This window comes from Mumia xiangluensis, from assembly GCF_010994095.1.
GTDB classification, from domain to species: Bacteria; Actinomycetota; Actinomycetes; order Propionibacteriales; family Nocardioidaceae; genus Mumia; species Mumia xiangluensis.
Genome location: NZ_WJYO01000001.1, coordinates 143950 through 168591, shown reverse-complemented (window position 1 = coordinate 168591; position 24642 = coordinate 143950). Strand labels below are relative to the sequence as shown.

Here is a 24642-nt window from a genome sequence, read left to right as displayed (position 1 = left end):
TCAGCCCGGCTCGGAGCAGGCCCAGTCCTCGAACGCCGCCCGCGTCATGGTCTCGTGGTTCCCGGTGACGACCTGGTCCGCGGCGAGCCCCTCGACGTCGGACAGCCGGAACGTGGCCGGGCCGGTGCCGTTCTCGCCGTCGCTGTAGCCCGCGCTGAGGTCGTACACCGCATCCGGCGACAGCGCGCCCGGGTCCTGCTCGACCGTCCAGCCGCGTGCCGGTGCCGCGGGCGTCAGGACCGTGGCGTCCTCGGGCGAGTCGGCGACCCACTCGCCCACGGTCGGGTCCACCGCCTCCGGGTCGTCCTCGTCGAGCTCGACCAACGTCATGTCCGCGACGTCCTCGCCACAGGGAGCGACGACGAACGTCACCTGCCCGGAGGGGTCGAGCGAGACCGCGGAGCCGCCGATGGGCGCATCCGGCCCGATGCAGCCGGCGAGCGCGGGGGAGGCAAGGGCGAGGAGCGCGAGCGCGGCAAGACCGCGCTTCCCGAGAGTCATCGTCATGCGCTCAGTCTCACCAGTCCGGCCGGTCGTCGGACCGGTGCTCGTACTCAACCCTGGCGACCGGCGTACTCAGCCGCCGGCGACCGGCTACGGCCTGCCTTCGGCATCGCCCGACAGCCGTTGCGCGAGCCAGATCGGGACGATCGAGACGATGATCAGCACGACGGCGACGACGTTGACCACCGGCGCCTGGTTGGGCCGGAACATGTTGTTGAAGATCCAGATCGGCAGCGTCGTGACCCCTGCGCCGGCGGTGAACGTGGTCACGATGATCTCGTCGAAGCTCAGCGCGAACGCGAGCAGCCCGCCCGCGAGCAGCGCCGAGCGCAGCTGCGGGAACGTGACGAGCCGGAACGTCGTCCACATGCCGGCGCCGAGGTCGGCCGACGCCTCCTCGAGGCTCCCGCCGACCCGACGCAGCCGGGCCTGCACGTTGTTGAAGACGGTGACGATGCAGAACGTCGCGTGGGCGATGATCACGGTGCCGACCGTGAGCCTCAGGTCGAGGATGCCGGTGAACGCGTTGTTGAGCGCGATGCCGGTGATGATGCCGGGCAGGGCGATCGGCAGGATCACCAGCAGGTTGACGGTGGACCGCCCGAAGAAGCGGTAGCGCTGCAGTGCCAGCGACAGCATCGTCCCGAGCAGAAGGGCGATCGCTGTGGCGACGAGGGCGATCTGCACGCTCGTCCAGACCGCGTCGCGCGCGCCCTCGCTGTTCGCGGCACGCTCCCACCACTCCAGGGTGAACCCCGACGGCGGCCAGGTCATGGCCTGGTTCGCGTTGAACGAGTTCACGACCACCACGAGCAGCGGCAGGTAGAGGAACGCGAGCACGAGCACGGTCAGCGCCCCGAGCGCCCACCGGACACGGCGGCTGAGGATCATCGCGGCTCCTTAGAGGTTCTCGAGGGCGCCGGTACGGCGTACGGCGGTGAGGAAGACGATCATGATCGCGATCGGGATCAGCGCGATCGCGGCGGCGAGCGGGAGGTTGTTGGCCGCGCCGACGTTCGTGTAGACGAGGTTGCCGAGCAGCTGGTTGGTCCCGCCGACGATGTTCACCGCGATGTAGTCGCCGAGGGTCAGCGAGAAGCTGAAGATCGCCCCGGCCACGACGGCCGGAACGATCATCGGCATCACGACCCACCGCAGCGTCTGCGGGCCGGAGCCGCCGAGGTCGCCCGACGCCTCGAGCAGCGAGTCGGGCACCCGGTCGAAGCCGGCGTAGATCGGCAGGATGACGAACGGCAGCCACAGGTACGCCTCGGTGATCACCAGCGCCGTCATCCCGTAGCCGGGCGACTGGACGTCGAACGGCTGCCCGAGCCACTCGAACAACCCGCCCCCTGAGAGCACCGACCGCCACGCGTACGCCTTCACGAGATAGCTCGCCCACAGCGGCGTGAGGACGGCGACGACCAGGATCCGCTGCGTACGGCGTGAGGCGACCTTCGCCATGAAGAACGCGATCGGCAGGGCGATCGTGACGTCGATGAGGGTGACCAGCACCGCGAGGCCGAGCGTTCGCAGGGTCACCGTCCGGTAGAGCGCCGTCGTCAGCACCGTCTCGATGTTGTCGAGGGACCAGGTCTTGTCGATCTCGCCCGTGAAGCTGTCGGTCGTCCACAGCGCCGTGACGAGCAGCGCGGCGAGCGCCACGACGTACACGAGCACGAGCCACAGCAGCGGCACGGAGAGGAGCGCCGTGAGGCGCACCCAGGGCCTGCGGCTGAGGAACGCGGAGATGGCCGCCCCCGGCGTGCGGGAGGCGGCCATCTCCTGGGGTTCGGCCGTCATCCGGTGCTAGCCCTTGATCTCGGTCCAGGCTGCCGTCCACTGCGAGTAGTCGGTGCACTCGACGTCCGTACGACCGTCGAGGCACTCGGCGATCGGCGTCCGCCAGTACCAGAGCTGCTCGGAGAACGCCTCGTCGCCGGCGTGGAAGATCTCGCAGTGATCAGGGTTCACCGTCTCCGCGCAGGCGGCCTCGCTGTTCGGGGCCTCACCGAAGTACTCGGTCGCCGTGGCGTTCGCCTTGGGGCTCACGATGTAGTCCATCCAGGCGTACGCGCAGTTCACGTTCTCGGCCTGCGACGAGAGCATCCAGGTGTCGTTCCAGGCGGTCGACCCCTCCTCGGGCAGGATCGCCTTGATGTTGGCGCTGTCGAGCGAGTTCACGATCACCTGCCAGGACGTGCCGACCACCGAGTCGCCGGTCTCGAACGCCGAGATCTGCTTGAGGTAGTCCGACCAGTACTCGCCGATGTTCTCCCGCTGCGCCTTCAGCAGGTCGACCGCGGCGGCGAGCTGGTCCTCGTCGAGCGCGTACGGGTTCTCGATCTCGAGCTCAGGGTTGTGCTTCATCAGGTACAGCGCGGCGTCGGCGATGTAGATGGGCGAGTCGTACGCCGTCACCTTGCCCTTGTACTTCGAGGCGTCGTCGAACACCGCCGACCAGGACGTGGGCTCGGGCTGGACGACGTCGGTGTTGAACATCAGCAGGTTCGCGCCGTAGCCGTGAGGGATGCCGTAGTTCACGCCGTCCACGGAGTTCCACTCCGTGTCCTTCAGGAAGTCGAAGATGCCGTCGTAGTTGGACACCAGGTCGGTGTTGACGGGCGCGGCTTCGTCGGCGGCGACGAGCCGCAGCGAGAGGTCGCCCGATGCCGCGATGACGTCGTACTCGCCGGTCTTGGCCAGGTTGAACGCCTCGTCGGAGGTGCCGTACACCTTCGACGTCACCTCGCAGCCGGTCTCCTGCTCGAAGGGCGTCACCCAGTCGACCTCCGGGTCGTTGCTGCCGTCCTCGACGTAGCCGGGCCAGGTGAGGATCGACACCTGGCCTTCGTTCTCGCCCAGCTCCTGCAGGGCCTCGCTGTCACTGCCCGAGTCGCTGTCGTCGCCCCCGCAGGCTCCGATCAGCGCCAACGACACCGAGGCCAGCAGGACGCCGAACACGCGCCTCCCGCTCGGTCGACTGTGCTTGCTCACGATGGTCTCCTCTGGTCTGTTCGTTGCGGTGGTCTCACTGGTCCGCCTCGGCTGAGAGGGGGACGACGTCGTCGAGCGCCCAGCGCGCCCAGACGACGTCGCCGCGGTGCTCGGGGGCTGCGAGCGCGCCGGCGGTCTGCTCGAGGACGACCAGCCGGGGGCCCGCCTCGAGGTCGACGATCACGCGGTGCGCGGCGCCGAGGTAGATCGTCTCGGCGACCACGCCGAGCGCCTCGACGACGCCGTCCGTGACGCGGACGGGTTCGTCGGTGCGGGTCGCAGCAGCGTCGGTGAGCGTGACCTTCTCCGGCCGTAGGGCGTGGATGCCGGCGCGACCGAGGATCTGCTGGGACACGGCGCTGTCGAAGAGGTTCGAGGTGCCGACGAACGACGCGACGTACGGGTCGCGCGGCTCCTCGTACACCTCCTGCGGTGTGCCGAGCTGGACGATGCGCCCGTCACGGAAGACCGCGACGCGGTCCGACAGGGTCAGCGCCTCCTCCTGGTCGTGGGTGACGAACACGAAGGTGATCCCGAGGTTGCGCTGGAGGGCCTTGAGCTCGACCTGCATCTGCTCGCGGAGCTTCAGGTCGAGGGCGCCGAGCGGCTCGTCGAGGAGGAGCACCGACGGCTCGACGACGATGGCCCGCGCGAGGGCGACGCGCTGGCGCTGCCCACCCGACAGCTGGTTCGGTCGGCGGTCGGCGAGGTGGCCCAGCTGGACGGTACCGAGCGCCTCGAGGGCGCGGGCGCGGCGCTGTGCCTTGCGGACGCCGCGGACCCGCAGACCGTACGCGACGTTGTCGAGCACGTTCATGTGGGGGAACAGCGCGTAGTCCTGGAAGACCGTGTTGACGTCCCGCTCGAACGGGGCGCGCGTCGTGACGTCGGTGCCGCCGAGCGTGACCGTGCCGACGTCGGCCCGTTCGAAGCCGGCGATCAGGCGCAGGACCGTGGTCTTGCCCGAGCCCGACGGGCCGAGCATGGAGAAGAACTCGCCGTGCTCGATGTCGAGGTCGACGCCGTCGACGGCGACGACGTCTCCGAACTCCTTGCGCAGGCCGCGCAGGCTGATGGCAGCCTGCTCGGGAGCCGGTCGCGGGGGACGGTCGGCGGTCTCCGTGACGGTCACGCATCCTCCTGGCAAGGGCTGTGGCGACAAGTCTTAAACATATGGAACCAGATATTAGATACTTGGAACGGTTCCGTTAGGGTTTTGTGACGATCTCGGGCGAGGAGGACACGTGGCGAGGCCCCTCCGACCTGCTGCCCATCCCCGGTCCGCGATCTTCGCTCCGCTCGGGGACGAGGGCCGGGCCACCCGCGTCGAGAAGCGCATCGCGGAGGCCATCTACTCCGGCGTCCTCGCCGACGGCGAGCGCCTGCCGAGCGAGCCGGAGCTCGCCGCGATGCTGGGGGTCGCGACCGTCACCGCCCGCGAGGCCCTCGTCGCCCTGCGCGCCCAGGGTCTCGTCACCACGACCCGTGGCCGCGGGGGCGGCAGCTTCGTCAACCGGCCGCGCCACCCCGACGACGCGGTCCTCAACGGCCGTCTCGCGGCGACGTCGAACGTGGAGCTGCGCGACCGCGCCACCCTGTACGGCGTCATCGTCGCCGGGTGCGCCGAGGTCGCCGCTGCGTACGCCGCGGAGGAGGACGTCGCCCTCATGCGCGAGCTCGTCCTCGCGCCGGACGAGACCGACGCCGCGCGATGGCGGCACGCCGATGCCGAGCTGATGCTGTCGCTGGCGGCGCTGACCCAGTCCGCCCGGCTGACCCGCGAGCTCGTCCGTCTCGAGGCCGCGTTCGGCGCCCTGGTCAGGCTGCCGCTGATGGACCCGGGCTTTCGGACCGGCGCCCGCCTGCGCCAGGTCGCGCTGCTGGACGCGCTGGAGTGCGCCGACGGCGACGCCGCGCGCGTACAGGCTCGTGACCATGTCGTGCAATCCCTTGCGTGGCTGCTCGCGCAGAAGGCAGCATTGCCTGGTTCGGGCGCCACCAGCGATTCTGGCGGTCACTGACGCAGGAGGGCTGCATGACGGTCCAGGCCACGCACGATCTCGAGCCGCCCGCGGCCGTCGTCGCGACATACTTCTCCGACGTCTTCGCCCACCTCGACGCCATGCGCGCCGCGATGGAAGCGCTGTTCGCGAACGGTCCGGTCAGCGCCGCCGAGGTCTCCGACGCGGTCGCGCCGATGGCCGCACGCACGCTCGCCGACCCCCGGCGGATGGGAGCCGGGTTCGTCGCAGCGCGACGCGCTCTGTCCGACAAGGCGCTCTATCTCGCGTGGTGGCAGGGCGAGAACCGCCAGCTGCTCGCCGAGGCCGAGGCCCCGGACTCCGGCGATGCGCTCGACTACACCCGGCACGAGTGGTTCCGCGTCCCCGAGCGGACGCACAGGCCGCACGTCGCCGGCCCGTACGTCGACTACGTCTGCACCGACGAGTACGTGCTGACCGCCACCGTCCCGGTGCTCGTCGACGACCAGATGGTGGGCGTGGTCGGCGCCGACACGCTCGTCGAGACGCTCGAGCTGATGGTGCTGCCGTCGTTGCGCGCAGTGGGTGAGGGCGCGACCGTCGTCAACGGAGCCGGCCGTGCGGTCGTGTCGCAGTCCCCGCGCATCGCCACCGGCTCGCGGGTCGACGTCGCCCGGTCGCGCGAGGCGCTGGGGTGCGGTGACCTCGAGTTCGCCGTCGTCATCCCCGCCTGACGGCAAGCAGCAGCGCTGCGGTCACGGGCGCCCGCACGGGTCCGGCAGGGACGCCAGCGCCGTACCCGCGTCAGGAGTGAGCACGAACAGCCGCCCGTCCGCCATCACCGCGTCGTCCACCTGAGGCTCGGGGACGGACGACCGTGCCCAGTGCACGAGGTCGCCCGAGGTGAGGACTGCGCGGGACTCCCTCCCGGCGAGAACTGCGGTGCACGCGCCGTCGTACGCGACCTTGGCCCTCGCGACGTACGGCTCGACGGCGATCGCGGGGAGTGCGAGCCGCCCGGCGTCGCGCCCTTCGAGCCGCCAGGCGGCGAGCCGGTCGCCGACCCACCCGGCCGCGACGCACCCGTCGGCGGCGCACGCGACGTCGGTCGCGCCGCTGGACGTACCCGAGCGCGGGCCGAGGACGACGCGGCGCCACGTCGTCAGGTCCGAGGTGGTCCACGCGATCGCGGCCTGGCGGATCCCGCGCGCATCCGTCGTCGTCTCGGTCCCGACCACCACGACCTCGTCCCCGCTCGCCGTGACCGACGCGGGGAGCGCCTGCACGTCCCCGCGGGAGGCGAAGCCGCTGGCGTCGGTCCGACGGACCCAGCGGTCACCGACCTCGTGCCACACCGCGGGAGAGAGGCGTGTGGACGTCGTGGCCCAGCTGCCGACGACCGCGCCGACCGGGGCCGCCGAGACCCCGGCGAGCCCGCCCGCGGACGGCCCTCCGAACGTCTCGAACACCTGCGGGCGCTCCCCGACCCCGTCCATCGACCCGGACCACGCCGTCCATCGCGGCAGGAGGTGCGCCCCTCCCGTCGCATTGCCCAGCGCGACGACGTTCCCACCCGGACCAACGGCCAGTCGGACGAGCGCGGCCACCTCGCCGTACCCGGTCCGGGGAGTCAGGGAGATGCCGTCCCATCCACGGGTCTCGCGCACGAGGAGGCGGGGCTCTCTGCCCTCTCCCGCGCCGGCGGACCCTCCGACGAGGACGCGGCTCCCGTCGCTGGCGAGCACCTCCGCCCTCAGCTGTCGCGGCAGGGCCTCGGCCTGCCAGCCACCGGGGAGCGTGGTCGGCGTCAGGGTCGGAGACGCGGGGTGCTCCGCGTGATCGGCTGCAGACGTGCAGGCGGCAAGGACCGTCGCGACTGCCGCGACGGTCGCCAGCGCGACGACGCTCCGGTGCATGGTGAGACAGTACGACGCACGCGCCGCCGTGGTCCCGGATCAGCGCGCCTCAGGAGTCGCCGAGCAGCTCCACGAGGGCCGCGCTTGGGCGTCCCGTGTCTGCGGCGTGAGACCCGGGGGTGCGTTCGGAAGATCGACGTGCGACGCTGCCCGGAGCGGACGAAGCAGGACGACCTTCGCGGGGCCGAGAGGGGCGGACATGAGTCGTAGGGTGCTGGTGACCGGAGGTGTGCGCTCCGGCAAGTCGACGTACGCAGAGTCGTTGCTCGCGCACGAGCAGCACGTCACGTACATCGCGCCGGGTCCGATCCCGGACGACAGCGACCCCGAGTGGCGCGCGCGGGTGCTCGAGCACCAGAAGCGCCGCCCAGCAGGGTGGACCACCGTCGAGACCGCCGAGGTCGCGAGCGCTCTGCGGGGCACCGAATCGCCCGTCGTGGTCGACTGCATCGGCACCTGGGTGACCGCGGTGCTCGACGAGGTCGCCGCATGGGAGGCACCGGACGCCCAGTGGCGCCCGGAGGTCGACAAGCGCATCGACAGCCTCGCCGAGGCCTGGGCGGCCCGTGACCAGCTGAGCGTGGCGGTCACGAACGAGGTCGGGTTCGGGGTGGTCCCCGGACACCGGTCGGGGCGCATCTTCCGCGACGTCCTCGGGATCACGAACCAACGGCTCGCCGAGGCCTCCGAAGAGGTCGCCCTCGTCGTCGCGGGGCGCGTCCTCCACCTCTGACGGTCGAGGCAGGTCAGGTCGCGAGGGTCACGACGCCGAGCGCGACGAGGGCCACCTCGATCGCCGCGCCGATCACGTCGCCGGTGATCCCGCCGAGGAGCGTCACCGCGCGGCGTACGAGGAGCGCGACGGCGACCGCAGCGACGCCCACCGCCAGAGGTGCCTGCCACCACGGCACACCGGCCGCCGCGAAGGCCAGCGACAGGACTCCCGCGTACGCCGTTGCCGCACCGGCCGCTGCGAAGACCGGCACCGATCCGGCGACCGCTGCGCCCAGCCCGCCCGGAGTCGCTGCAGGGACCGGGGCGGCGCACGCGACCAGCACGGCGGCGCGGGACACGCAGACGAGCGTGCCGACGAGCAGCCAGCCGTGATCGCGTCCAGCGAGCGACCCGAGCGCCGCCGCCTGGACCAGCAGGACCAGCGTGAGTCCCACCGCGCCCGCCGGCCCGACGTCTCCCGACTTCATGATCGCGAGCCGTCGCTCGCGGTCGTACGGCGCGCTGAGACCGTCGACCGTGTCGGCGAGCCCGTCGAGGTGCAGCGCGCGGGTGCCGAGGGCGACGGCGGCCACCGCCAGCGCGCCGGTGACCAGCACCGGCAGGGAGAGTCGATCGCCGAGCGCCGAGACCAGGGCTGCGGCGGCACCCAGCGGGACGGCAGCGATCGGGGCGGCCAGCATCGCGACCCGCGCTCGCCCGCGGTCGACCGTCGAGGGCGCAGGGAAGCGGACCGTGCTGAAGGTGCCCGCCGCGAGCAGCAGCCCGTCGGCCAGCGTGGCCCGTCCCGGCTGATCGTCGCGGCGCCCGTCCGGGGCGGTGTGCTCGGCTGTCACCGCGCGGTCAGGCGTCCTGCGCGCCGAGGACGTCCGCGAGGAGCGAGACGTGGGCGAGCGCCGCCGCGGCGGACCGCAGCACCGGGATCGCCGCGACCGCGCCGCTGCCCTCGCCCAGGCGCATCCCCAGGTCGAGCAGCGGCTCCAGCCCGAGCTTCTCCAACGCCAGCGACTGGGCCGGCTCGGGGGAGCGGTGACCGGCGGCGAACCAGGCCGACGACCCCGGCGCGTAGTCCTCGGCGACGAGGGCGCACGCCACCGAGATGACGCCGTCGAGCACGACGGGTACGCCGAGGCGGGCCGCCTCGGCCAGGAAGCCGACCTGCGCCGCCAGGTCCGCGGAGCCGAGCGCGGTCAGCCGGTCGACCGGATCGGCGACCCGCGCCCCCGCCCGCTCGAGCGCTCGGTCGACCACGTCCTGCTTGTGCGCGAGCGCGTCGACGTCGATGCCGGAGCCGCGTCCCGTGACCTCGTCCGCGCCGATCCCGAGCGTCGCCGCGATCAGCGCCGCGGAAGGGGTCGTGTTGCCGATCCCCATGTCGCCCGCGATCAGCAGGTCGGCGCCGGCGGCGACCTCCTCCGCTGCCACTGCGGCGCCTGCCGCCAGCGCGCGCAGGGTCTCGTCACCCGTCAGCGCGTCCTCGATGTGGATCGCACCTGAACCGCGGCGGACCTTGTACGCGCTGACCTCCGCCGGGAACGTACCGGCGTCGACGTCGACACCGAGGTCGAGCACCCGCAGGGCAGCGCCGTGGAGCCGGGCGAGGACGGCGACGCCGGCGCCGCCGGAGAGGAACTGCTGGACCATCAGGCCCGTGATCTCCGGCGGGTACGCGGAGACCCCGTGCGCGGTCACGCCGTGGTCCCCGGCGAACACGACCACCCGCACGTCGGACGGCGGCGAGGGCGGGCAGTGCCCCTGCACGGCTGCCAGCCACACCGCGGCCTCGCCCAGCCGCCCGAGGGCGCCGGCCGGTGTCGCGAGACCGGCGAGGCGGTCCGCAGCCTGGCGGCGTACGGCCTCCGACGGCGGCGCGACGCGGTCAGCGGCGTGGGGTGCGTCAGTCATCGATGAGCCTTCCGGACGGTCGTGCGAGGACTCCTCACCCTAGTCCGGACGCCGCCCGACGACCCAGGCGACCGTCCGTCGCGTCAACGGGACCGTTCACCGACAGGACGCGTGCCTGCGTGGACCGTTCGGGGCCCCGCTGGCAACGTGTGTGACCGCCGTCACACGGGTACCGCTGTGGCAGCCACTCTGCACCTCCGGCCCGACCGGGCCGCGACACGAAAGGCTGTCGATGACCTCTGGACCTCCTCCCACGGTCGAGGACCCGACCGTGCACGAGACGCCACCACCGGCGAACAAGGCGCTCCTGACCTTGGCCGCCGTGCTGCTCGCCATCCCCGTGATCGCCCTGCTGTGGGTCGACTCGTACGCGAAGGAGGATCCCAAGCTCGGTCCCTGGCCGTTCTTCTTCTGGTACCAGTTCCTCTGGGTCTTCCTCACCGCCGGCCTGACCTACACCTCGTACCGGATCGTGCTCGTCGCGCGGCCGCACCGGCCTATGACGACCCCCGGCGCCCACATCGGAGACCCGACGGACGCGGACCTGTTCGACGGCGACCCGTGGGACGCCGACGAGGACCGGACGGAGGGTGACCGATGAGCGACGTCAACGGCGTCGGGGTGACCGTCCTGATCCTGCTGTTCGCCCTCGTCACCGTGATGGGGTTCTACGCGTCGCGCTGGCGCCGGCCGCCGTCGATGGAGTCGCTGGACGAGTGGGGCCTCGGTGGCCGCAAGTTCGGCACGTGGGTGACCTGGTTCCTGCTGGGCGGCGACCTCTACACCGCGTACACGTTCGTCGCGGTGCCTGCTGCGATGTTCGCGACCGGTGCCGTCGCGGGCTTCTTCGCGGTGCCGTACACGATCATCCTGTACCCGATCATCTTCGTGTTCATGGCGCGGCTGTGGTCGGTCAGCCACCGGCACGGCTACGTCACGCCAGCCGACTTCGTCCGAGGGCGCTACAGCAGCCGCGGGCTGTCGCTGGCGATCGCGATCACCGGCTTCCTCGCGACGATGCCCTACATCGCGCTCCAGCTCGTCGGCATCCAGGCGGTGCTCGAGGTCGCCGGACTCGGCGGCGGGTCGAACTGGCTCGCCAAGGACGCGCCGCTGTTCATCGCGTTCGCGCTGCTCGCCGCCTACACGTACTCCTCGGGCCTGCGGGCGCCGGCAGTGATCGCGTTCGTCAAGGACACGCTCATCTATCTCGTCATCATCGTCGCGATCATCTACCTCCCCACCAAGGTCGGCGGATGGGACGCGATCTTCGGCGCCGCCCAGGACAAGATGGCGACGCCGAACCCGGCGACCGGTGCACCCACGGGCTCCTTCATCCCGACCGGGATGGACGCCCACTGGGCGTACGCGACGCTCGCGCTCGGGTCGGCGATGGCGCTCTTCATGTATCCGCACTCGATCACCGCGACGCTGTCCAGTCAGAGCCGGAACACGATCCGGCGCAACGCGTCGATCCTGCCGGCCTACTCCTTCATCCTCGGCCTGCTCGCGCTGCTCGGATGGGTGGCGATCGCGGCAGGGACGACCCCGGTCGGACTCGACGGCGAGCCCAACGCGCAGCTGGTGATCCCGCAGCTGTTCGAGGACATGTTCCCGTCGTGGTTCGCGGGTGTCGCCTGGGCGGCGATCGCGATCGGAGCCCTGGTGCCGGCGGCGATCATGTCGATCGCGGCGGCGAACACGTTCACCCGCAACGTCTACAAGGAGTTCATCAAGCCGCACGCGACACCGAAGCAGGAGGCGCAGGTCTCCAAGCTCGCGTCGCTGGTGGTGAAGGTGTTCGCGCTCCTGTTCGTGCTCACGCTCGACAAGCAGAACGCGATCAACTTCCAGCTGCTCGGCGGCATCTGGATCCTGCAGACGCTGCCGTCGATCGTGTTCAGCCTCTACACGAAGTGGTTCCACCGTTGGGGCCTGCTCGTCGGCTGGGCCGTCGGCATGGTCTACGGCACGATCAGCGCGTACAACGTGATCAACCCGGTGACCGGCGACCACTTCGGCGGTTCGCTGGCCGACATCCCGGTCATCGGCGCGCTCGGCTACATCGCGCTGACCGCGTTCGTCATCAACGTCGCCGTCGCCGCCGTGATCACGCTGGCGCTGCGCGCCGGCAAGGTCGACAACGGTGCCGACGACACGATCGCGGGCGACTACTTCGCCGACTCCGGTGATCCGCGGGTCATGAAGAAGCTGCCCGAGGTCGGAGAGCCCGCCGGGGGGTCGCCGACCGCTTGACCGGGCCCCTCCAGCCTGGCACGCCGCCGCCCCCGGACCGCCGTACGCGGTTCGGGGGCGCGGTGCGTCGTACGACGAAGCCACGGTTCCTAGGACGAAGCGCGTGCTTCGGGCATGGCTTCGTCCTAGCGCGCGTGGCTTCGTGGGCATCGGCGGCGCGTCGTGGAGGCGGATCGCGCCGCCGCGTTCAGGCGCGGGGGTCGAAGCCCGCGACCTGGCCGATCACGGTGATAGCCGGCGCGCCGATCCCTGCCTCGGTCATCCGCGCCGCGATGGTCGCGACGTCGCCGCGCACCACCTGCTGCGTCGGCAGTGCGGCATCGGCGACGGTCGCGGCAGGGGTCGCGGGGTCGAGGCCCTCGGCGATCAGCGCCGCGGTGATCGCGGGCAGCGTCGCGACAGCCATCAGGAGGACGAGGTCGGTGCCGGACCGGGCGAGCGCCGCCCAGTCGAGGGTCGAGCGCGGGTCTCCTGGCGGCACGTGGCCCGACACGATCGTGAAGCCCTGGCTCAGACCCCGGTGCGTCACGGGGATCCCCGCCAGCGCGGGCCCGGCGATCGCCGACGTCACCCCGGGAATCACCTCGACCGGGATCCCGGCCGCAGCGCACGCCTCGACCTCCTCGCCGCCCCGGCCGAACACGAAGTTGTCGCCGCCCTTGAGGCGTACGACGCGCTTTCCGGCCTGAGCCTGCTCGACCAGGATCCGGTTGATCTCCTCCTGCGGCGTGAACCGTCCGCGCGGGATCTTGCCGACGTCGACGACCTCGACGTCGAGGTCGTTGAGCACGCCCAGGGGCGCGAGGCGGTCGGTGACGACCACGTCGGCGCCGCGTACGGCGTCCATCCCCGCCACGGTGATCAGCCCGGGGTCGCCGGGTCCGCCGCCGACGAGCACGACCGTGCCGGCAGCCTGCCGTGCGTGGCGGGTAGCCCCGTCGGCGCCGTCGGTCGTCGCGACCGTGCACCAGCGGCCCGCGGCAGCGGCGTCGGCGGCGATCCGGTCGTCCAGCTCGCTGTCACCGGTCGCGGCCACCACCAGCTCGGCGTCCGGGCCGGTCACGTCAGCGGCGTCGTACGAGCGTGCGTGCCACTGGACGACGTCGCGCTCGGCGAGATCGGCGATCGACTGGACCGCGTCCGGCGCCACGACGGTCACCCGCGCGCCCGCGTCGCGCAGGGCGGCGACCTGGCCCAGGGCCGAGCCTCCCGCGCCGACCACCAGGACCCGGCGGCCGGACACCGACAGCGTTGCCCCGAACCCGATGGAACGTGCCATCAACAGGCGTCCTCTCGTTGGATCGCGATCCGCGACGTCCGCGGCTCTGCGCCACGATGGTAGGCACGAGGCGTCGCCGCCCGGCGAAACCGCCGCATCGCGGACATGGCGTGCATCACATCCGGATCGGGCTTGGGTCCTGGCCGCCAACCCGGATAACGTCAGCACCCATGCAGCGGATCACGGTCGTAGGCATCGGTGCGGATGGCTGGGACGGGCTCGCGATGGACTCGCGTCGACTCGTCCGCGAGGCCGAGGTCGTGATGGGTGGCAAGCGTCACCTCGACTCCGTGCCGTGGTCGTGGTGGCAGGTCCGGGTGGAGTGGCCGACCGATGTCGCCGAGGCCCTCCCGCCGCTGCTCGAGGAGTACGAGGGCAAGCGCATCGTCGTCCTGTCGTCCGGAGACCCGTTCGTCGCCGGGATCGCCTCGCTGCTCGTCCGTCTCGTCGACCCCGACGACGTCGACGTCATCCCCACCGTGTCCTCGGAGTCCCTGGCGCGCGCCCGCATGCGGTGGTCGTTCGAGGAGACCGCGCTCGTCGCGCTCGGTGGCCACGACGTACGCCGGCTGCTCCCGCACCTCGCACCCGGCCGCAAGCTCGTGGTCCTGTCGGCCGACGGCGGGACTCCTTCGTCGGTCGCGGCGCTGCTGACGGCCCAGGGGTACGGCGAGTCGGTGATGACGGTGTTCGGCGACCTCGGCGGACTGGCCGAGTCGCGCACGGAGTCGACGGCCGACGCGTGGCGGGAACGGGTCTCGCCCGACCTCAACGTCATCTGCCTGCGGTGCGTCGCCGACGCGTCTCGGCGTTCCGCGACGTCGTGCGTGCCGGGGCTGTCGGACGCATCGTTCGGCGACGCCCTCACCGTCGTCCCCCGAGACGTCCGTACGACCGCGCTGGCCCGTCTCGCTCCGGCGGCGGGCGACCTCCTGTGGGGGCTCGGTCCTGGAGCCGGGTCGGTCGCCATCGAGTGGCAGCGCGCCGCGCCGCTCGCCTCGGCGGTCGTGGTCGCGCCGACCGCTGTCGACGTGGCGCGGACACGGGAGTCGGCGATCGACCTCGGCGTCCGCGAGCTGCGCATCGTCGGAGGCACGCTCCCCGAGGCGCTCGAGACCCTCGCTGCACCCGATGCGATCTTCCTCGGGTCGCACGCTGCCGACGCGGCCGTGGTCGAGGCCGCCTGGTCCGCGCTCCGACCGGGTGGCCGCCTGGTCGTCCACGCCGCGACCCTCGACGACGAGGCCGCGCTGATCGACCGGTTCCGCAAGCAGGGCGGCGAGCTCGTCCGGATCGGGGTCGACACGGTGACGACCTCCGGCGACCACGTGGCGTGGGAGTCGGCGCGCCCGATCGTGCAGTGGAGCGCCGTGCGCTGACCCGACGCCGGAGCGTCGTCAGCGCCGCGGTGTGACGGTGACGAACACCGGGAGGTGGTCGGAGGCCTGGGTCGTGCCGACCACGGGGTACGACGGGCTGAGGTCCGGCGTCACCAAGAGGTGGTCGATCTGCCGGGTCGGGGCGTCGGCGGGCGACGTCGGTCCGGCCCCGTCCAGGGCATCGACGAGCCCGAGGTCGAGGAGCACCTCGTACGACGCGCTCCCGGGGACGGTGTTGAGATCACCCCCGAGCACGACCGGGATCTGGTCGTCGAGGCGTGCGCGTACGACGTCGGCCAGGTCGTCGGTCTGCTGCCGGACGCCCTCGTCGCCGTCGTTCGGCTGAAGGTGCGTCGACACGAACCACGTGGGGACGCCCTCCACGGAGATCCGGGCGGACAGCGCCTGCGCGCCGGTGACGGCACCGTGCGAGGGGAGCGGGGTACCGACCGACTCCTCGATCGCTGCGCTCGAGAGGACCGCGTCGCCCCACACCGGGTCCGCCGCCGGTGCGAACACGGTCTCGCGCTCGAGCAGCCGCTCGAGGATCGCGAGGTGGTCCTGACCTCCGTTGAGGTACCAGCCGCGGTCGACCTCGCTGAGCAGCGCGACGTCGGACCGGAGCAGGACCTCGGCGACCTCGGCCGGACGGAACGTGCCGTCCATGCCGTACCCCATGCGCACGTTGTACGCCGCGACCTGCGTGATCTCCTGGTCGTCGGACATCTCGTCGACGAGCGGGCGAACCGTGAGGGCGGGGCCGGCCCACGCCGCAGTGATCGCGAGAGCGCCGGCGATCGCGAGCGCCGGCCATCCGACTTCCGCCCCGTCGCCGTCGCCGAGGTCTGGCCGTAGCCCCAGTGCTCCGACCAGTCCGACCACCGCAGCGACACCGACGACGACGAGGTCGGCGCGGTAGCCGAGGTCGTACCCGGCGTAGTAGACGAACAGCAGGGCGACCCAGATCAGGCCACCCGACGCGACCGCGACCGGCGACGCTCCAGTGCCGCGGGCGGCCGCAGCCCAGACGGTGGCGAGCGCCGGCAGACCGACGGCGTACGCGACGACGGCCCACGGCGGCGTCACAGCCGGGATGCCCGCCTGCTCGACCGTGACCACGAGGGCGATCGCGACGCATGCGGTCAGGGCGACTGCCGCCAGCCAGGCGATCACCGGTCGCGGGCGGGATCCCGCGAGGGCGATCGCCGCGACCGACGCGGCGGCGATCACGACCAGGCCGACCGTGCCGGCGACCGCGCTGGCCCGGCCGGCGTTGCCGACCACGATGCCCGCGAGCAGCAACCCGGGCATCAGCAGCCACCCGAACCGACGGCCGGGAGCAGGGTCAGGTTCGCGCCCGCGAGAGGCGTACGTCGCGACGACCAGGACGGCGACCTGGACGACGAGCAGCGTCCATCCCCAGAAGTCGTGCCGCCAGACCGCACCCCACGTGCCGAGCGCCGCGTGCGTCGTCACGGAGAGGGCCAACCCGGTGACCGTGCCGGCGACGGCCGCGTCGCCGTACCGGACGACGGCGAGCGAGAGCCACACGAGCGAGGCAGCGACCCCGACGGACGCCAGGACCAGCTGAGGGCGACCGCCGTCGCTCAGCTGGAGGCCGACACGACACACGATCATCACGCCGACCGCGACGCCGAGCGTGGTGCCGGGGGCGCGTCGGCCCGCCAGCGCGACGACGACCACGGCGACCGCCACGCACCCCAGCGCGTACGCCCCCATCAGCTCGGGCGGGGTCGAGGCGGCCTGGCCGAAGATCGTGATCAGCGACGGTGCCCAGACGCGGACGAGATCGACGAGGACCCACACGCCGGCGGCGAGGGCGAGCAGGGCGGTCGTGCGCGTGCGGGGCAGCGGCATGGACGAGTTCTACCGGAGCCCGAGGTGCCGCGCTAGTGCCGTGGTGGACCTGGTGGAGCCGCGTGGGGCTGCCGCCACTGCGCCTCTGAGAGGCGGCGCCGCCTGGCGTTCCGGTTGCCGGCGACCAACGAGCCCAGGAGAGCGGTCCAGGTCACCGCGGCCACCGCGGCCGCGCCGAGCGCGAGCCCCATCGAGAGGTCGACGTCCTGCTTGCTCCCGCCGAGACGGACGCTCAGGACCGACCATCCGTGGCCGCTGTCGCCGAAGTCGACCCAGCACAGGCCGAACATGAACAGTGCCACCCACAGGGCCACGTGCAGGCACGCCTGGAGCAGCGTCAGTCGACCTTCGTCGGGCGACCGCCGCTGGGTGAACGACAGGGCGCACGTCAGGGTCAGCGCGACCACCAGAAGGGGGACGAGCGTCACCGTGAAGATGAAGAGGTACCAGCCGCCGGCACCGAGGAAGGCTCGTCCGAACCAGATCCACGGCACGAGGAGCGCGCTCACCGGGACGACGAGCAGGGCGATCGTGTTCTCGACGGCGTAGGAGCGGGTCGAACGAGGCGCAGCGGGGGGAGGCACGGCGCCATTCAACCGGGGCTCAGGCTCACCGCTGTGCAAAGGGTGGCAGCGACGCACCGGTCCCGTGCTTGCATGGGACGGACCGGAGGAGGCAGCCATGCCCGAGCCGTCCGTCACCGTCCGAGCCGCTGCTCGCCTGCACACCGACGCTCTGCTGCGACATCAGAACGTCGTCGCCGTGGGGGCCGGGACTCGCCGCACCGGCGGCGAGCTCACCGACGAGCCCGCTGTCGTCACGTACGTCACGGGCAAGGTTCCCGAGGAGGCGTTGAGCGCTGCAGACCTGGTCCCGTCGCTCGTGCCGATCGACGAGAGCGAGGTCCGCACCGACGTCGTCGAGGTGGGCGTGCCGCGCTTCGTCGACGTCGACACGGCGGTCCGTCGGCCGGTCGTCGGCGGGTGCCAGATCGGCACTGCTGGCGGTGGCGCGGGGACCGCCGGGGCAGTGATGTACGACCGTCGTGACGGCAACGTCGTGCTGCTGACCAACAACCACGTCCTCACCGACCTGGCCGACCCGACGGCGCTGCCTGCGGACATGCGGATCTTCCAGCCTGCCGGCGGCGCTCAGGTCGGACAGAGCCGCCGCGTGGTCCCGATGATCATGGCGCCGCTCGGTGCATCCGGCTATCGCTGGTTCGGCACCGTCGATGCCGGGATCGTCGCACTCGACCCGGGGATCGGCGCCTCCTTCAGGGTGCTCGAGATCGGGAGGCACCCGTACGTCGTCCTTCCGCCGTTCCAGGGACTGGAGGTGGTCCGCAGGGGTTTCCGCACCCAGCACCGCGTGGGCACGGTCGACGCGGTCGACATGACGGTGGTCATCACGGCGGGCAACGGCGACCGCTACAAGATCGGCGGGCCAGGCGGGGTGTTCTCGATCCGGTCGCGCGAGCGGGAGATCAGCGCGATGCCCGGCGACTCCGGCTCGCTGGTCGTCGACGCGGACGGCGGGGCGTCCCGAGGTTTGGTGTTCGCGAGCGACGGGCAGTCGGGGGGCATCACCTGGGCGTGCGAGCTCGGCACGGTGATGACGCTGCTCGATCTCGACACCGCCTGCACGGGCGGGCTGAACGCGCAGATCCGCCGCGCCGTGACCTCGCGTGCCCTTGACCGGTGGGCGCTGCTGACCCGGCGCACGAGCGAGCACCTCCGCATGGTCGGGTCGTTCCGCCGCGAGTACCTCAGCGAGGATGCCGAGGGCTCGTCGGGCAGCGCCATCGGCTCCGCGCTCCATCGCCTCGCACCCGCCCTCGCCGAAGCGGTCGCGTACGACGAGGATGCAGCCGGGCTGCTCGACCGCGGGTTCGGTGACTGGCTGGTCGAGCCGTCGGCGTACGCGATGCTCGAGCACGTCTTCACGGAGGAGGAGGTCGCCGCTGCCGTCGCGGGGCTGATGCGCGTGGAGCGCCACGCGGCGGATGACGACGACGGGCGCGCGTCGGACGACCTGCGGATGCTCGCCGAGGTGTTCGGAGGCGCAGCGGGACGGTCCGCGCGGGACCTGATCGGGCTCGGATACCCTGAGGGCGACATGAGGGGAAGCCGGTCCAAGTCCGGCGCTGACCCGCAACCGTAGGCCTCGTCCGAGGCGAGCCGGAGCACCTCCTGCCACTCCAGGTCCGATCCGCGACCCGGAGCCACCTCCGTACGCTGCCGAGGACGACGGGCGCCGCGCCCGTTCGCAGCAGGAAGGACGCGCGCCATGCGTGTACCCGCCGCCGCCGCACTTCTCCTGGCGGGAGCAGTGCTCCCGCTCGCCACTCTCGCGGCCCCGGCCTCCGGCCACGCCGTCGGCGAGGTCTGCGACGACGCCACGGGCACCACGGTCGTCGTCGACCTCACCGACCTCGGTGGGCACGTCGAGGTCGGGTGCGCCGAGGACTCCGAGGGGATGACCGGGATGCAGGCCCTCGAGGCCGCCGGCTTCGAGCTCGAGCCCGTGACGGGCAGCGGGATGACCGGCGCGTGCCGCATCGACGGGCAGCCCGCGGCGGACCAGACGCTCGAGGTGGACGGCCGCGACTACGTCGAGGAGTGCCAGCAGTTCCCGCCGGCAGCGGCGTACTGGTCCTACTACGTCGCCCCGGCCGACGGCGCCTGGGCGTACGCAGAGACCGGCGCGGACACCAACGAGGCCGTCCCGGGTGGCTACGAGGGCTGGCGCTTCCAGCTCAACCAGGCGATGGACAGCACGCCGATGCCGGACTTCGACCCGGCGAACCCGCCGGCGCCGGAGGCTGAGTCCGACTCGAGCGACGCGAGCGACAGCGCCGGCGACGACGGCACCTCGATCGTCTGGATCGGCATCGGCATCGCCGTGCTGCTCGCGCTCGGCGTCGCTTTCACGCTGGTGCGTCGCAGGCGCAGCGAGGACGCCTGACCCGTGCCCGACCGTCGCGCCCGGCGCGACCTGCACCCCGGAGCATGGTGGGTGTGGGCGCTCGGGCTCGCCGTCGCGGCCAGCCGGACGTACGACGTCGTGCTGCTCGGCCTCGTCGTCGGTGTCGCCTGCCTCGTCGTGGTCGCGCGCCGGCCGGTGGCGCCGTGGGCGATGTCGTTCCGGCTCTACCTGTGGCTGGGCGCGCTGGTGATCGTGATCCGGGTGCTGTTCGGCGTGCTTCTCGGGGGCTCGTCGACCGGCACCGTGATCCTCGACCTGCCCGAGGTCCCGCTGCCGTCGTGGGCGAACGGCATCCGGATCCTCGGGCCGGTCACGTGGGAGTCGGTGCAGCGGTCGTTCGCGGTCGGGCTGCAGCTCGCGGCGCTGATCGTCTGCGTCGGCGCCGCGAACTCCCTCGCCAACCCGCGGAGGCTGCTGAAGTCGCTGCCTCCCGCGCTGTACGAGGTGGGTGCCGCCGTCGTCGTGGCGCTGACGCTGTTCCCACAGCTGGCCGAGAGCATCGGCCGTGTCCGCAGGGCGCGGCGGCTGCGCGGTGACTCCGGGCGCAACCTCCGTGCGCTGCGGGCGATCGTGATCCCGGTGATGGAGGACGCGCTCGACCGTTCGATGCAGCTGGCCGCGTCGATGGACGCGCGGGGGTACGGCCGGCGCGGCACGGCCGACCAGCGGACCCGCGTCGTGACCGGCGCGCTGCTCCTCGTCGGGCTGCTCGGCGTGTGCGTCGGCGTGTACGCGACGGCCGACCTGACCGCCCCGCGGGTGCTCGCGGCGCCGATGCTGGTGGTCGGTTTCGGGGTCGCGGGAGTCGGGTTCTGGCTGTCCGGGCGCAAGGTCGGGCACACCCGCTACCGGCCGGACCCGTGGCTCGGGTGGGAGTGGTTCACGGCGCTCTGCGGGGTGGTCGCCGCCGTCGGGTTCTTCTTCGCGTACACGCTCGACCCGGTGACGCTCGGCGCGCTCGTCGTCGCCGCGCTGCCGGCGCTGCTCACACCCGAGCCCGTGTCGCCGTACGCCGCGCTGCGGACGCCCGCCACCGCGCGTACGGGCCAGGAGGTGGCGGCGTGATCGCGATCGAGGGCGTGACGTTCACCTACGACGGCGTGGCGGAGCCGGTGCTGCGCGACGTCGACCTCCACATCGAGGAGGGCGAGCTCGTCGTCGTCACCGGGCCGACCGGCGCCGGCAAGTCGAGCCTGCTCGGGCTCGTGAACGGGCTCGTCCCGCACTTCACCGGCGGCCATCTCGACGGCACCGTGACGGTCGCGGGCCTGCTGACGCAGCACCATCCGCCCCGCGAGCTCGCGGCGACCGTCGGCTGGGTCGGCCAGGACCCGCTCGCCGGGTTCGTGACGGACACGGTCGAGGAGGAGCTCGCGTACGGGATGGAGCAGCTCGGCGTCGATCCGCAGGCGATGCGGCGACGTGTCGAGGAGACGCTCGACCTGCTCGGCATCGCCGACCTGCGGGCGCGCTCGCTGCGCTCGCTGTCGGGCGGGCAGCAGCAGCGGGTCGCGATCGGGTCGGTGCTGACGATGAACCCGCCGGTCCTCGTGCTGGACGAGCCGACCTCTGCGCTCGACCCGACCTCGGCGGAGGACGTGCTCGCGACCCTCGCGCGGCTCGTCCACGACCTCGGGACGACGGTGGTCCTCGCGGAGCACCGCCTGGAGCGGGTGGTGCCGTTCGCCGACGTGCTCGTCTACGTCGGGACGGACGGCACGGTGACTGCGGGCGCGCCCGCGCCGATGCTCGCGACGAGTCCCGTCGCACCCCCGATCGTGGACCTCGGTCGCCTCGCCGGGTGGGAGCCGCTCCCGCTGACCGTGCGCGAGGCTCGTCGCTCGTCGAAGCCGCTCCGCAAGGCGCTCGCCGACGCGCCGCCTCCCGGTCCCGGGTCTGGGACACGACCAGGGGAGGCGCTGTTGGCGGCGCGCGGCGTCGAGGTGCGGTACGGCCCGCTGCACGCCGTCCGCGACGTGGACCTCGAGCTGCCCGCCGGCACCGTCACCGCGCTGATGGGGCGCAACGGCTCCGGGAAGTCGACGCTCCTGTGGGCGCTGCAGGGTTCCGGCGCACGGCACGGCGGCGACGTCCGCGTCGGCGGGTCGGACCCGGCGGGCCTCTCGCGCAAGGAGGCCCGCGCGCGGATCGGCCTCGTACCCCAGACCGCGAGCGACTTGCTCTACCTCGAGACCGTCGCCACCGAGTGCGCGACCGCCGACGCGGAGGCCGAGGCCGACGCCGGCACGTGCGCCGCCCTCCTCGCCCGACTGGCCGGCACGATCGACGCCACGACGAACCCGCGCGACCTCTCCGAGGGCCAGAAGCTCGCCCTCGTCCTCGCCGTCCAGCTCACGGCCGCACCCCGCGTCGTGCTGCTGGACGAGCCGACCCGCGGTCTCGACTACACCGCGAAGGCCGAGCTCGCGACGATGCTCCGCGACCTCGCCCACGAGGGCGGCGCCGTCCTCGTCGCGACGCACGACGTCGAGTTCGTCGCCGAGGTGGCAGACCACGCCGTCGTGATGGCTCAGGGCGAGGTGATCGCCTCCGGCGACGTGCAGCACGTCCTCGCGTCCTCGCCGGCGTTCGCCCCCCAGGTCGCCAAGGTCCTCGGCCCGGAGTGGCTCACGGTCCGCGACGTACGCCTCGCGCTGGAGCGGTCGGACGAGGCGCCGGCATGAGCACCCCTCGTACGGCGATCGCGCTGCGGCCGCGCTCGACCGCGGTGCTGGTGGTCGCCTCGATCGCAGGGCTCGCGATGTTCGGCTGGCCACTGCTGTTCGAGCCGTCGTCGGGCCAGCAGGACGCGCAGTCGCCGATGTACTTCGTGCTGCTCCTGCCGCTGTTGATCCTCGTCGTGCTCGCCGAGCTGTCCGAAGGCGGGATGGACGCGAAGGCGCTCGCGATGCTCGGCGTGCTGTCGGCGATCCAGTGCGGTCTGCGTGCCCTCAGCGCTGGTACGGCGGGGCTGGACCTGGTCTTCTTCCTGCTGATCCTCGGTGGCCGGGTGTTCGGTGCGGGGTTCGGCTTCCTGCTCGGGTGCACGTCGCTGTTCGCGTCAGCGCTGCTGACCGCCGGCGTCGGGCCGTGGCTCCCGTTCCAGATGATGTGCGCCGCCTGGCTCGGGCTGGGCGCGGGACTCCTCCCGAAGCGCGTCACGGGAAAGCGGGAGATCGCGATGCTCGCGGCGTACGGGGTGTTCTCCGCGTACTTCTACGGCGCGCTCCTCAACCTCTGGTTCTGGCCGTTCCTCGCCGGGGTGGACCCGAGCGGCGAGCAGGGGCTCGCGTTCGTCCCCGGCGCCTCGCTGGCCGAGAACCTGCAGCGCTTCTTCTGGTTCACGCTGCTCACGTCCAGCGGCTCGTGGGACACCGGGCGGGCGATCACCAACGCGGTCGCGATCGTCGTCCTGGGACCGGCGGTGCTGCTCACGCTGCGGCGGGCGGCGCGCAGAGCGTCGTTCGGTCGGGCCGCCACGTTCGGCAGGTCCGGTGCGGGCAGTCCCGGAGCGGGCGCGGCGTCCCGCGTCGGTCCTTAGCCTCGTCGCTCGGCCGTCTCGATGTAGTCGAGCAGGGCCTCACGGGACCGGCCGAGCCGCGTGATCTCGCCGTCCAACCGCTCGAGCCTCGACCGCATGGCACTGAGCAGCTCAGGACAACCGACCAGCTCGGGCGCCTCCCCGGTCGCGCACGGCAACAGGTACGCGATGTCGTCGGACGAGAGGCCGGCGCCGAGCAGATGACGGATCTGCCTCACCCTGAGCACAGCGTTCGGCCCGAACTCGCGGTAGCCGTTCACGCCACGATCGGCCTCCAGCAGGCCCTGTGCCTCGTAGTACCGCAGCTGGTGGGTGTTGACCCCCGTCTGACGGCTGAGCTCCCCGATCAGCACTCCACACCTCGCTTGACCTTCACACCGGTATGAACGTTGACGATGGTGCCATGGACGACAAGAGCAGAGCACCAGTGACAGTCATCGGACTCGGCCTGATGGGCCAGGCGCTCGCGGAGGCGCTCCTGTCCGCGGGTCATCCGACGACCGTGTGGAACCGGACGTCCGCGAAGGTCGACCGCCTGGTGGCCAAGGGCGCACGACGAGCACCCTCGGAGGGGCATGCTCTCGACGCAAGCCCACTGACGATCATCTGCGTCACGGACTACCGGGCCGTCCGCAGCATCCTCGGAGCCGGTGAGCGTGCGCTGGACGGAGCGACGCTCGTCAACCTCACGTCCGGAAGCTCGGACCAGGCACGGGAGACCGCGCACTGGGCGCAGCAGCGCGGCGCGCGCTACCTCGACGGCGCCATCATGGCGGTACCGCCAGCCATCGGGACGCCCGAGGCGGTGATCCTCCAGGCCGGGCGGGCCGAGGACCTCGAGGCCCACGAACCGACGTTGCGAGCGCTCGGCACCATCACCCACCTCGGCGCGAACCACGGTCTCGCAGCGCTGTACGACTCCGCCGGCCTGGCGATGATGTGGAGCGTGCTCAACGCCTGGCTGCAGGGTACGGCCCTGCTCAGGACGGTCGGTGTCGACGCCGCGACGTACGCGCCGTTCGCTCAGCAGATCGCGGTCGAGGTCGCCGGGTGGCTACCGGGCTACGCCGAGCAGATCGACGCAGACCGCTTCCCGGCCGAGGTGTCGGCACTCGAGACCGACGTCCGGGCGATGGAGCACCTGATCGAGGAGAGCGAGGCCGCCGGCGTCAGCACCCAGCTGCCCAGGATGATCAAGGCGATGGCCGACCGAGCGATCGCTGCCGGGCACGGTGGCGAGCAGTATCCCGTGATGATCGAGGAGTTCAGCACACCCTCGTAGAGC

General features: G+C 72.2%; 24 protein-coding genes. 12 read left to right on the top strand and 12 right to left on the bottom strand.

Annotated elements, in window-relative coordinates:
• The 5 genes from GH747_RS00715 to GH747_RS00695 form a co-directional block, all read right to left on the bottom strand.
• Nucleotides 1–507 (bottom strand): hypothetical protein, encoded by a 507-nt coding sequence (locus tag GH747_RS00715; RefSeq protein WP_149767348.1) that lies wholly within the window; start codon nucleotides 505–507, stop codon nucleotides 1–3.
• 87 nt (nucleotides 508–594) lie between these two features.
• Nucleotides 595–1395, bottom strand: coding sequence for an ABC transporter permease (locus GH747_RS00710; RefSeq protein ID WP_149767346.1), 801 nt, complete (start codon nucleotides 1393–1395; stop codon nucleotides 595–597).
• 9 nt (nucleotides 1396–1404) lie between these two features.
• A complete protein-coding gene (locus GH747_RS00705; protein WP_228552718.1) occupies nucleotides 1405–2307 on the bottom strand; it encodes an ABC transporter permease in 903 nt (300 codons plus the stop codon).
• A 6-nt stretch (nucleotides 2308–2313) separates the two neighbouring features.
• Complete coding sequence (locus GH747_RS00700; RefSeq protein ID WP_228552717.1) at nucleotides 2314–3501, bottom strand: ABC transporter substrate-binding protein; 1188 nt, start codon at nucleotides 3499–3501, stop codon at nucleotides 2314–2316.
• Nucleotides 3502–3535: 34 nt separating this feature from the next.
• On the bottom strand, nucleotides 3536–4633 hold the full coding sequence (locus tag GH747_RS00695; RefSeq protein WP_149767344.1) for an ABC transporter ATP-binding protein: 1098 nt from the start codon (nucleotides 4631–4633) through the stop codon (nucleotides 3536–3538).
• Between the two features lie 112 nt (nucleotides 4634–4745).
• On the opposite strand from GH747_RS00695, the gene GH747_RS00690 reads away from it, so the two are divergent.
• Complete coding sequence (locus tag GH747_RS00690) at nucleotides 4746–5522, top strand: FadR/GntR family transcriptional regulator (protein WP_149767342.1); 777 nt, start codon at nucleotides 4746–4748, stop codon at nucleotides 5520–5522.
• A 14-nt stretch (nucleotides 5523–5536) separates the two neighbouring features.
• A complete protein-coding gene (locus GH747_RS00685) occupies nucleotides 5537–6217 on the top strand; it encodes a cache domain-containing protein (RefSeq protein ID WP_149767340.1) in 681 nt (226 codons plus the stop codon).
• Nucleotides 6218–6238: 21 nt separating this feature from the next.
• Here GH747_RS00685 and GH747_RS00680 read toward each other — a convergent pair whose 3' ends face one another.
• A complete protein-coding gene (locus tag GH747_RS00680) occupies nucleotides 6239–7399 on the bottom strand; it encodes a hypothetical protein (protein WP_149767338.1) in 1161 nt (386 codons plus the stop codon).
• 199 nt (nucleotides 7400–7598) lie between these two features.
• On the opposite strand from GH747_RS00680, the gene GH747_RS00675 reads away from it, so the two are divergent.
• Nucleotides 7599–8132 (top strand): bifunctional adenosylcobinamide kinase/adenosylcobinamide-phosphate guanylyltransferase, encoded by a 534-nt coding sequence (locus tag GH747_RS00675; RefSeq protein WP_149767336.1) that lies wholly within the window; start codon nucleotides 7599–7601, stop codon nucleotides 8130–8132.
• Nucleotides 8133–8145: 13 nt separating this feature from the next.
• Here the strand turns inward: GH747_RS00675 and GH747_RS00670 are convergent, their stop codons facing one another.
• Nucleotides 8146–8967, bottom strand: a complete 822-nt coding sequence (locus GH747_RS00670) for an adenosylcobinamide-GDP ribazoletransferase (protein ID WP_228552716.1) — start codon at nucleotides 8965–8967, stop codon at nucleotides 8146–8148.
• 7 nt (nucleotides 8968–8974) lie between these two features.
• Nucleotides 8975–10036, bottom strand: coding sequence for a nicotinate-nucleotide--dimethylbenzimidazole phosphoribosyltransferase (cobT, locus tag GH747_RS00665; protein WP_149767334.1), 1062 nt, complete (start codon nucleotides 10034–10036; stop codon nucleotides 8975–8977).
• 232 nt (nucleotides 10037–10268) lie between these two features.
• Here cobT and GH747_RS00660 point away from each other — a divergent pair, with 232 nt between their 5' ends.
• Both GH747_RS00660 and mctP read left to right on the top strand, forming a co-directional pair.
• Complete coding sequence (locus GH747_RS00660; RefSeq protein WP_149767332.1) at nucleotides 10269–10637, top strand: DUF3311 domain-containing protein; 369 nt, start codon at nucleotides 10269–10271, stop codon at nucleotides 10635–10637.
• Complete coding sequence (mctP, locus tag GH747_RS00655; protein ID WP_149767331.1) at nucleotides 10634–12292, top strand: monocarboxylate uptake permease MctP; 1659 nt, start codon at nucleotides 10634–10636, stop codon at nucleotides 12290–12292. Before GH747_RS00660 ends, mctP begins: the two co-directional genes overlap by 4 nt.
• A 187-nt stretch (nucleotides 12293–12479) precedes the next feature.
• On the opposite strand, the gene cobA is transcribed toward mctP, so the two are convergent.
• Nucleotides 12480–13571 carry a uroporphyrinogen-III C-methyltransferase gene (cobA, locus tag GH747_RS00650; protein WP_149767329.1) on the bottom strand — a complete coding sequence of 364 codons (1092 nt, stop codon included), beginning with the start codon at nucleotides 13569–13571 and terminating at the stop codon, nucleotides 12480–12482.
• A 170-nt stretch (nucleotides 13572–13741) separates the two neighbouring features.
• On the opposite strand from cobA, the gene cbiE reads away from it, so the two are divergent.
• A complete protein-coding gene (gene cbiE, locus GH747_RS00645; RefSeq protein WP_163695224.1) occupies nucleotides 13742–14950 on the top strand; it encodes a precorrin-6y C5,15-methyltransferase (decarboxylating) subunit CbiE in 1209 nt (402 codons plus the stop codon).
• Between the two features lie 18 nt (nucleotides 14951–14968).
• On the opposite strand, the gene GH747_RS00640 is transcribed toward cbiE, so the two are convergent.
• Together GH747_RS00640 and GH747_RS00635 are read right to left on the bottom strand one after the other, a co-directional pair.
• Nucleotides 14969–16828, bottom strand: a complete 1860-nt coding sequence (locus GH747_RS00640; RefSeq protein ID WP_149767325.1) for an endonuclease/exonuclease/phosphatase family protein — start codon at nucleotides 16826–16828, stop codon at nucleotides 14969–14971.
• Nucleotides 16829–16860: 32 nt separating this feature from the next.
• Complete coding sequence (locus tag GH747_RS00635; protein ID WP_149767323.1) at nucleotides 16861–17412, bottom strand: hypothetical protein; 552 nt, start codon at nucleotides 17410–17412, stop codon at nucleotides 16861–16863.
• A gap of 97 nt (nucleotides 17413–17509) precedes the next feature.
• Between GH747_RS00635 and GH747_RS22515 the strand changes: the two genes are divergently transcribed.
• The 5 genes from GH747_RS22515 to GH747_RS00605 all read left to right on the top strand — a co-directional run bounded on the left by GH747_RS22515 (nucleotide 17510) and on the right by GH747_RS00605 (nucleotide 23357).
• Complete coding sequence (locus GH747_RS22515; RefSeq protein WP_456085347.1) at nucleotides 17510–18991, top strand: hypothetical protein; 1482 nt, start codon at nucleotides 17510–17512, stop codon at nucleotides 18989–18991.
• A gap of 126 nt (nucleotides 18992–19117) precedes the next feature.
• The gene (locus GH747_RS00620) at nucleotides 19118–19795 is read left to right on the top strand and encodes a hypothetical protein (RefSeq protein WP_149767317.1); all 678 of its coding nucleotides are present in this window, start codon (nucleotides 19118–19120) and stop codon (nucleotides 19793–19795) included.
• Nucleotides 19796–19798: 3 nt separating this feature from the next.
• Nucleotides 19799–20881, top strand: a complete 1083-nt coding sequence (locus GH747_RS00615; protein WP_149767315.1) for an energy-coupling factor transporter transmembrane component T — start codon at nucleotides 19799–19801, stop codon at nucleotides 20879–20881.
• Nucleotides 20878–22500 carry an ABC transporter ATP-binding protein gene (locus GH747_RS00610; RefSeq protein ID WP_149767313.1) on the top strand — a complete coding sequence of 541 codons (1623 nt, stop codon included), beginning with the start codon at nucleotides 20878–20880 and terminating at the stop codon, nucleotides 22498–22500. Before GH747_RS00615 ends, GH747_RS00610 begins: the two co-directional genes overlap by 4 nt.
• Nucleotides 22497–23357, top strand: coding sequence for an ECF transporter S component (locus GH747_RS00605; RefSeq protein ID WP_149767310.1), 861 nt, complete (start codon nucleotides 22497–22499; stop codon nucleotides 23355–23357). Before GH747_RS00610 ends, GH747_RS00605 begins: the two co-directional genes overlap by 4 nt.
• On the opposite strand, the gene GH747_RS00600 is transcribed toward GH747_RS00605, so the two are convergent.
• The gene (locus GH747_RS00600) at nucleotides 23354–23710 is read right to left on the bottom strand and encodes a MerR family transcriptional regulator (RefSeq protein ID WP_149767308.1); all 357 of its coding nucleotides are present in this window, start codon (nucleotides 23708–23710) and stop codon (nucleotides 23354–23356) included. The genes GH747_RS00605 and GH747_RS00600 overlap by 4 nt on opposite strands.
• A 50-nt stretch (nucleotides 23711–23760) precedes the next feature.
• Here GH747_RS00600 and GH747_RS00595 point away from each other — a divergent pair, with 50 nt between their 5' ends.
• Entirely contained in the window at nucleotides 23761–24639 is an 879-nt protein-coding gene (locus GH747_RS00595; RefSeq protein ID WP_149767307.1) for an NAD(P)-dependent oxidoreductase, read from the top strand.
• Nucleotides 24640–24642: the final 3 nt, after the last annotated feature.

Bases quoted from the DNA above. Each gene is read 5' to 3' on its own strand.
- cbiE (WP_163695224.1), top strand. From the start codon at position 13,742: ATGCAGCGGATCACGGTCGTAGGCATCGGTGCGGATGGCTGGGACGGG.
- GH747_RS00640 (WP_149767325.1), bottom strand. From the start codon at position 16,828: ATGCCGCTGCCCCGCACGCGCACGACCGCCCTGCTCGCCCTCGCCGCC.
- mctP (WP_149767331.1), top strand. From the start codon at position 10,634: ATGAGCGACGTCAACGGCGTCGGGGTGACCGTCCTGATCCTGCTGTTC.
- GH747_RS00595 (WP_149767307.1), top strand. From the start codon at position 23,761: ATGGACGACAAGAGCAGAGCACCAGTGACAGTCATCGGACTCGGCCTG.
- GH747_RS00705 (WP_228552718.1), bottom strand. From the start codon at position 2,307: ATGACGGCCGAACCCCAGGAGATGGCCGCCTCCCGCACGCCGGGGGCG.
- GH747_RS00685 (WP_149767340.1), top strand. From the start codon at position 5,537: ATGACGGTCCAGGCCACGCACGATCTCGAGCCGCCCGCGGCCGTCGTC.
- GH747_RS22515 (WP_456085347.1), top strand. From the start codon at position 17,510: ATGCCCGAGCCGTCCGTCACCGTCCGAGCCGCTGCTCGCCTGCACACC.
- GH747_RS00715 (WP_149767348.1), bottom strand. From the start codon at position 507: ATGACGATGACTCTCGGGAAGCGCGGTCTTGCCGCGCTCGCGCTCCTC.
- cobA (WP_149767329.1), bottom strand. From the start codon at position 13,571: ATGGCACGTTCCATCGGGTTCGGGGCAACGCTGTCGGTGTCCGGCCGC.
- GH747_RS00680 (WP_149767338.1), bottom strand. From the start codon at position 7,399: ATGCACCGGAGCGTCGTCGCGCTGGCGACCGTCGCGGCAGTCGCGACG.
- GH747_RS00660 (WP_149767332.1), top strand. From the start codon at position 10,269: ATGACCTCTGGACCTCCTCCCACGGTCGAGGACCCGACCGTGCACGAG.
- GH747_RS00605 (WP_149767310.1), top strand. From the start codon at position 22,497: ATGAGCACCCCTCGTACGGCGATCGCGCTGCGGCCGCGCTCGACCGCG.
- GH747_RS00620 (WP_149767317.1), top strand. From the start codon at position 19,118: ATGCGTGTACCCGCCGCCGCCGCACTTCTCCTGGCGGGAGCAGTGCTC.
- GH747_RS00710 (WP_149767346.1), bottom strand. From the start codon at position 1,395: ATGATCCTCAGCCGCCGTGTCCGGTGGGCGCTCGGGGCGCTGACCGTG.
- GH747_RS00675 (WP_149767336.1), top strand. From the start codon at position 7,599: ATGAGTCGTAGGGTGCTGGTGACCGGAGGTGTGCGCTCCGGCAAGTCG.
- cobT (WP_149767334.1), bottom strand. From the start codon at position 10,036: ATGACTGACGCACCCCACGCCGCTGACCGCGTCGCGCCGCCGTCGGAG.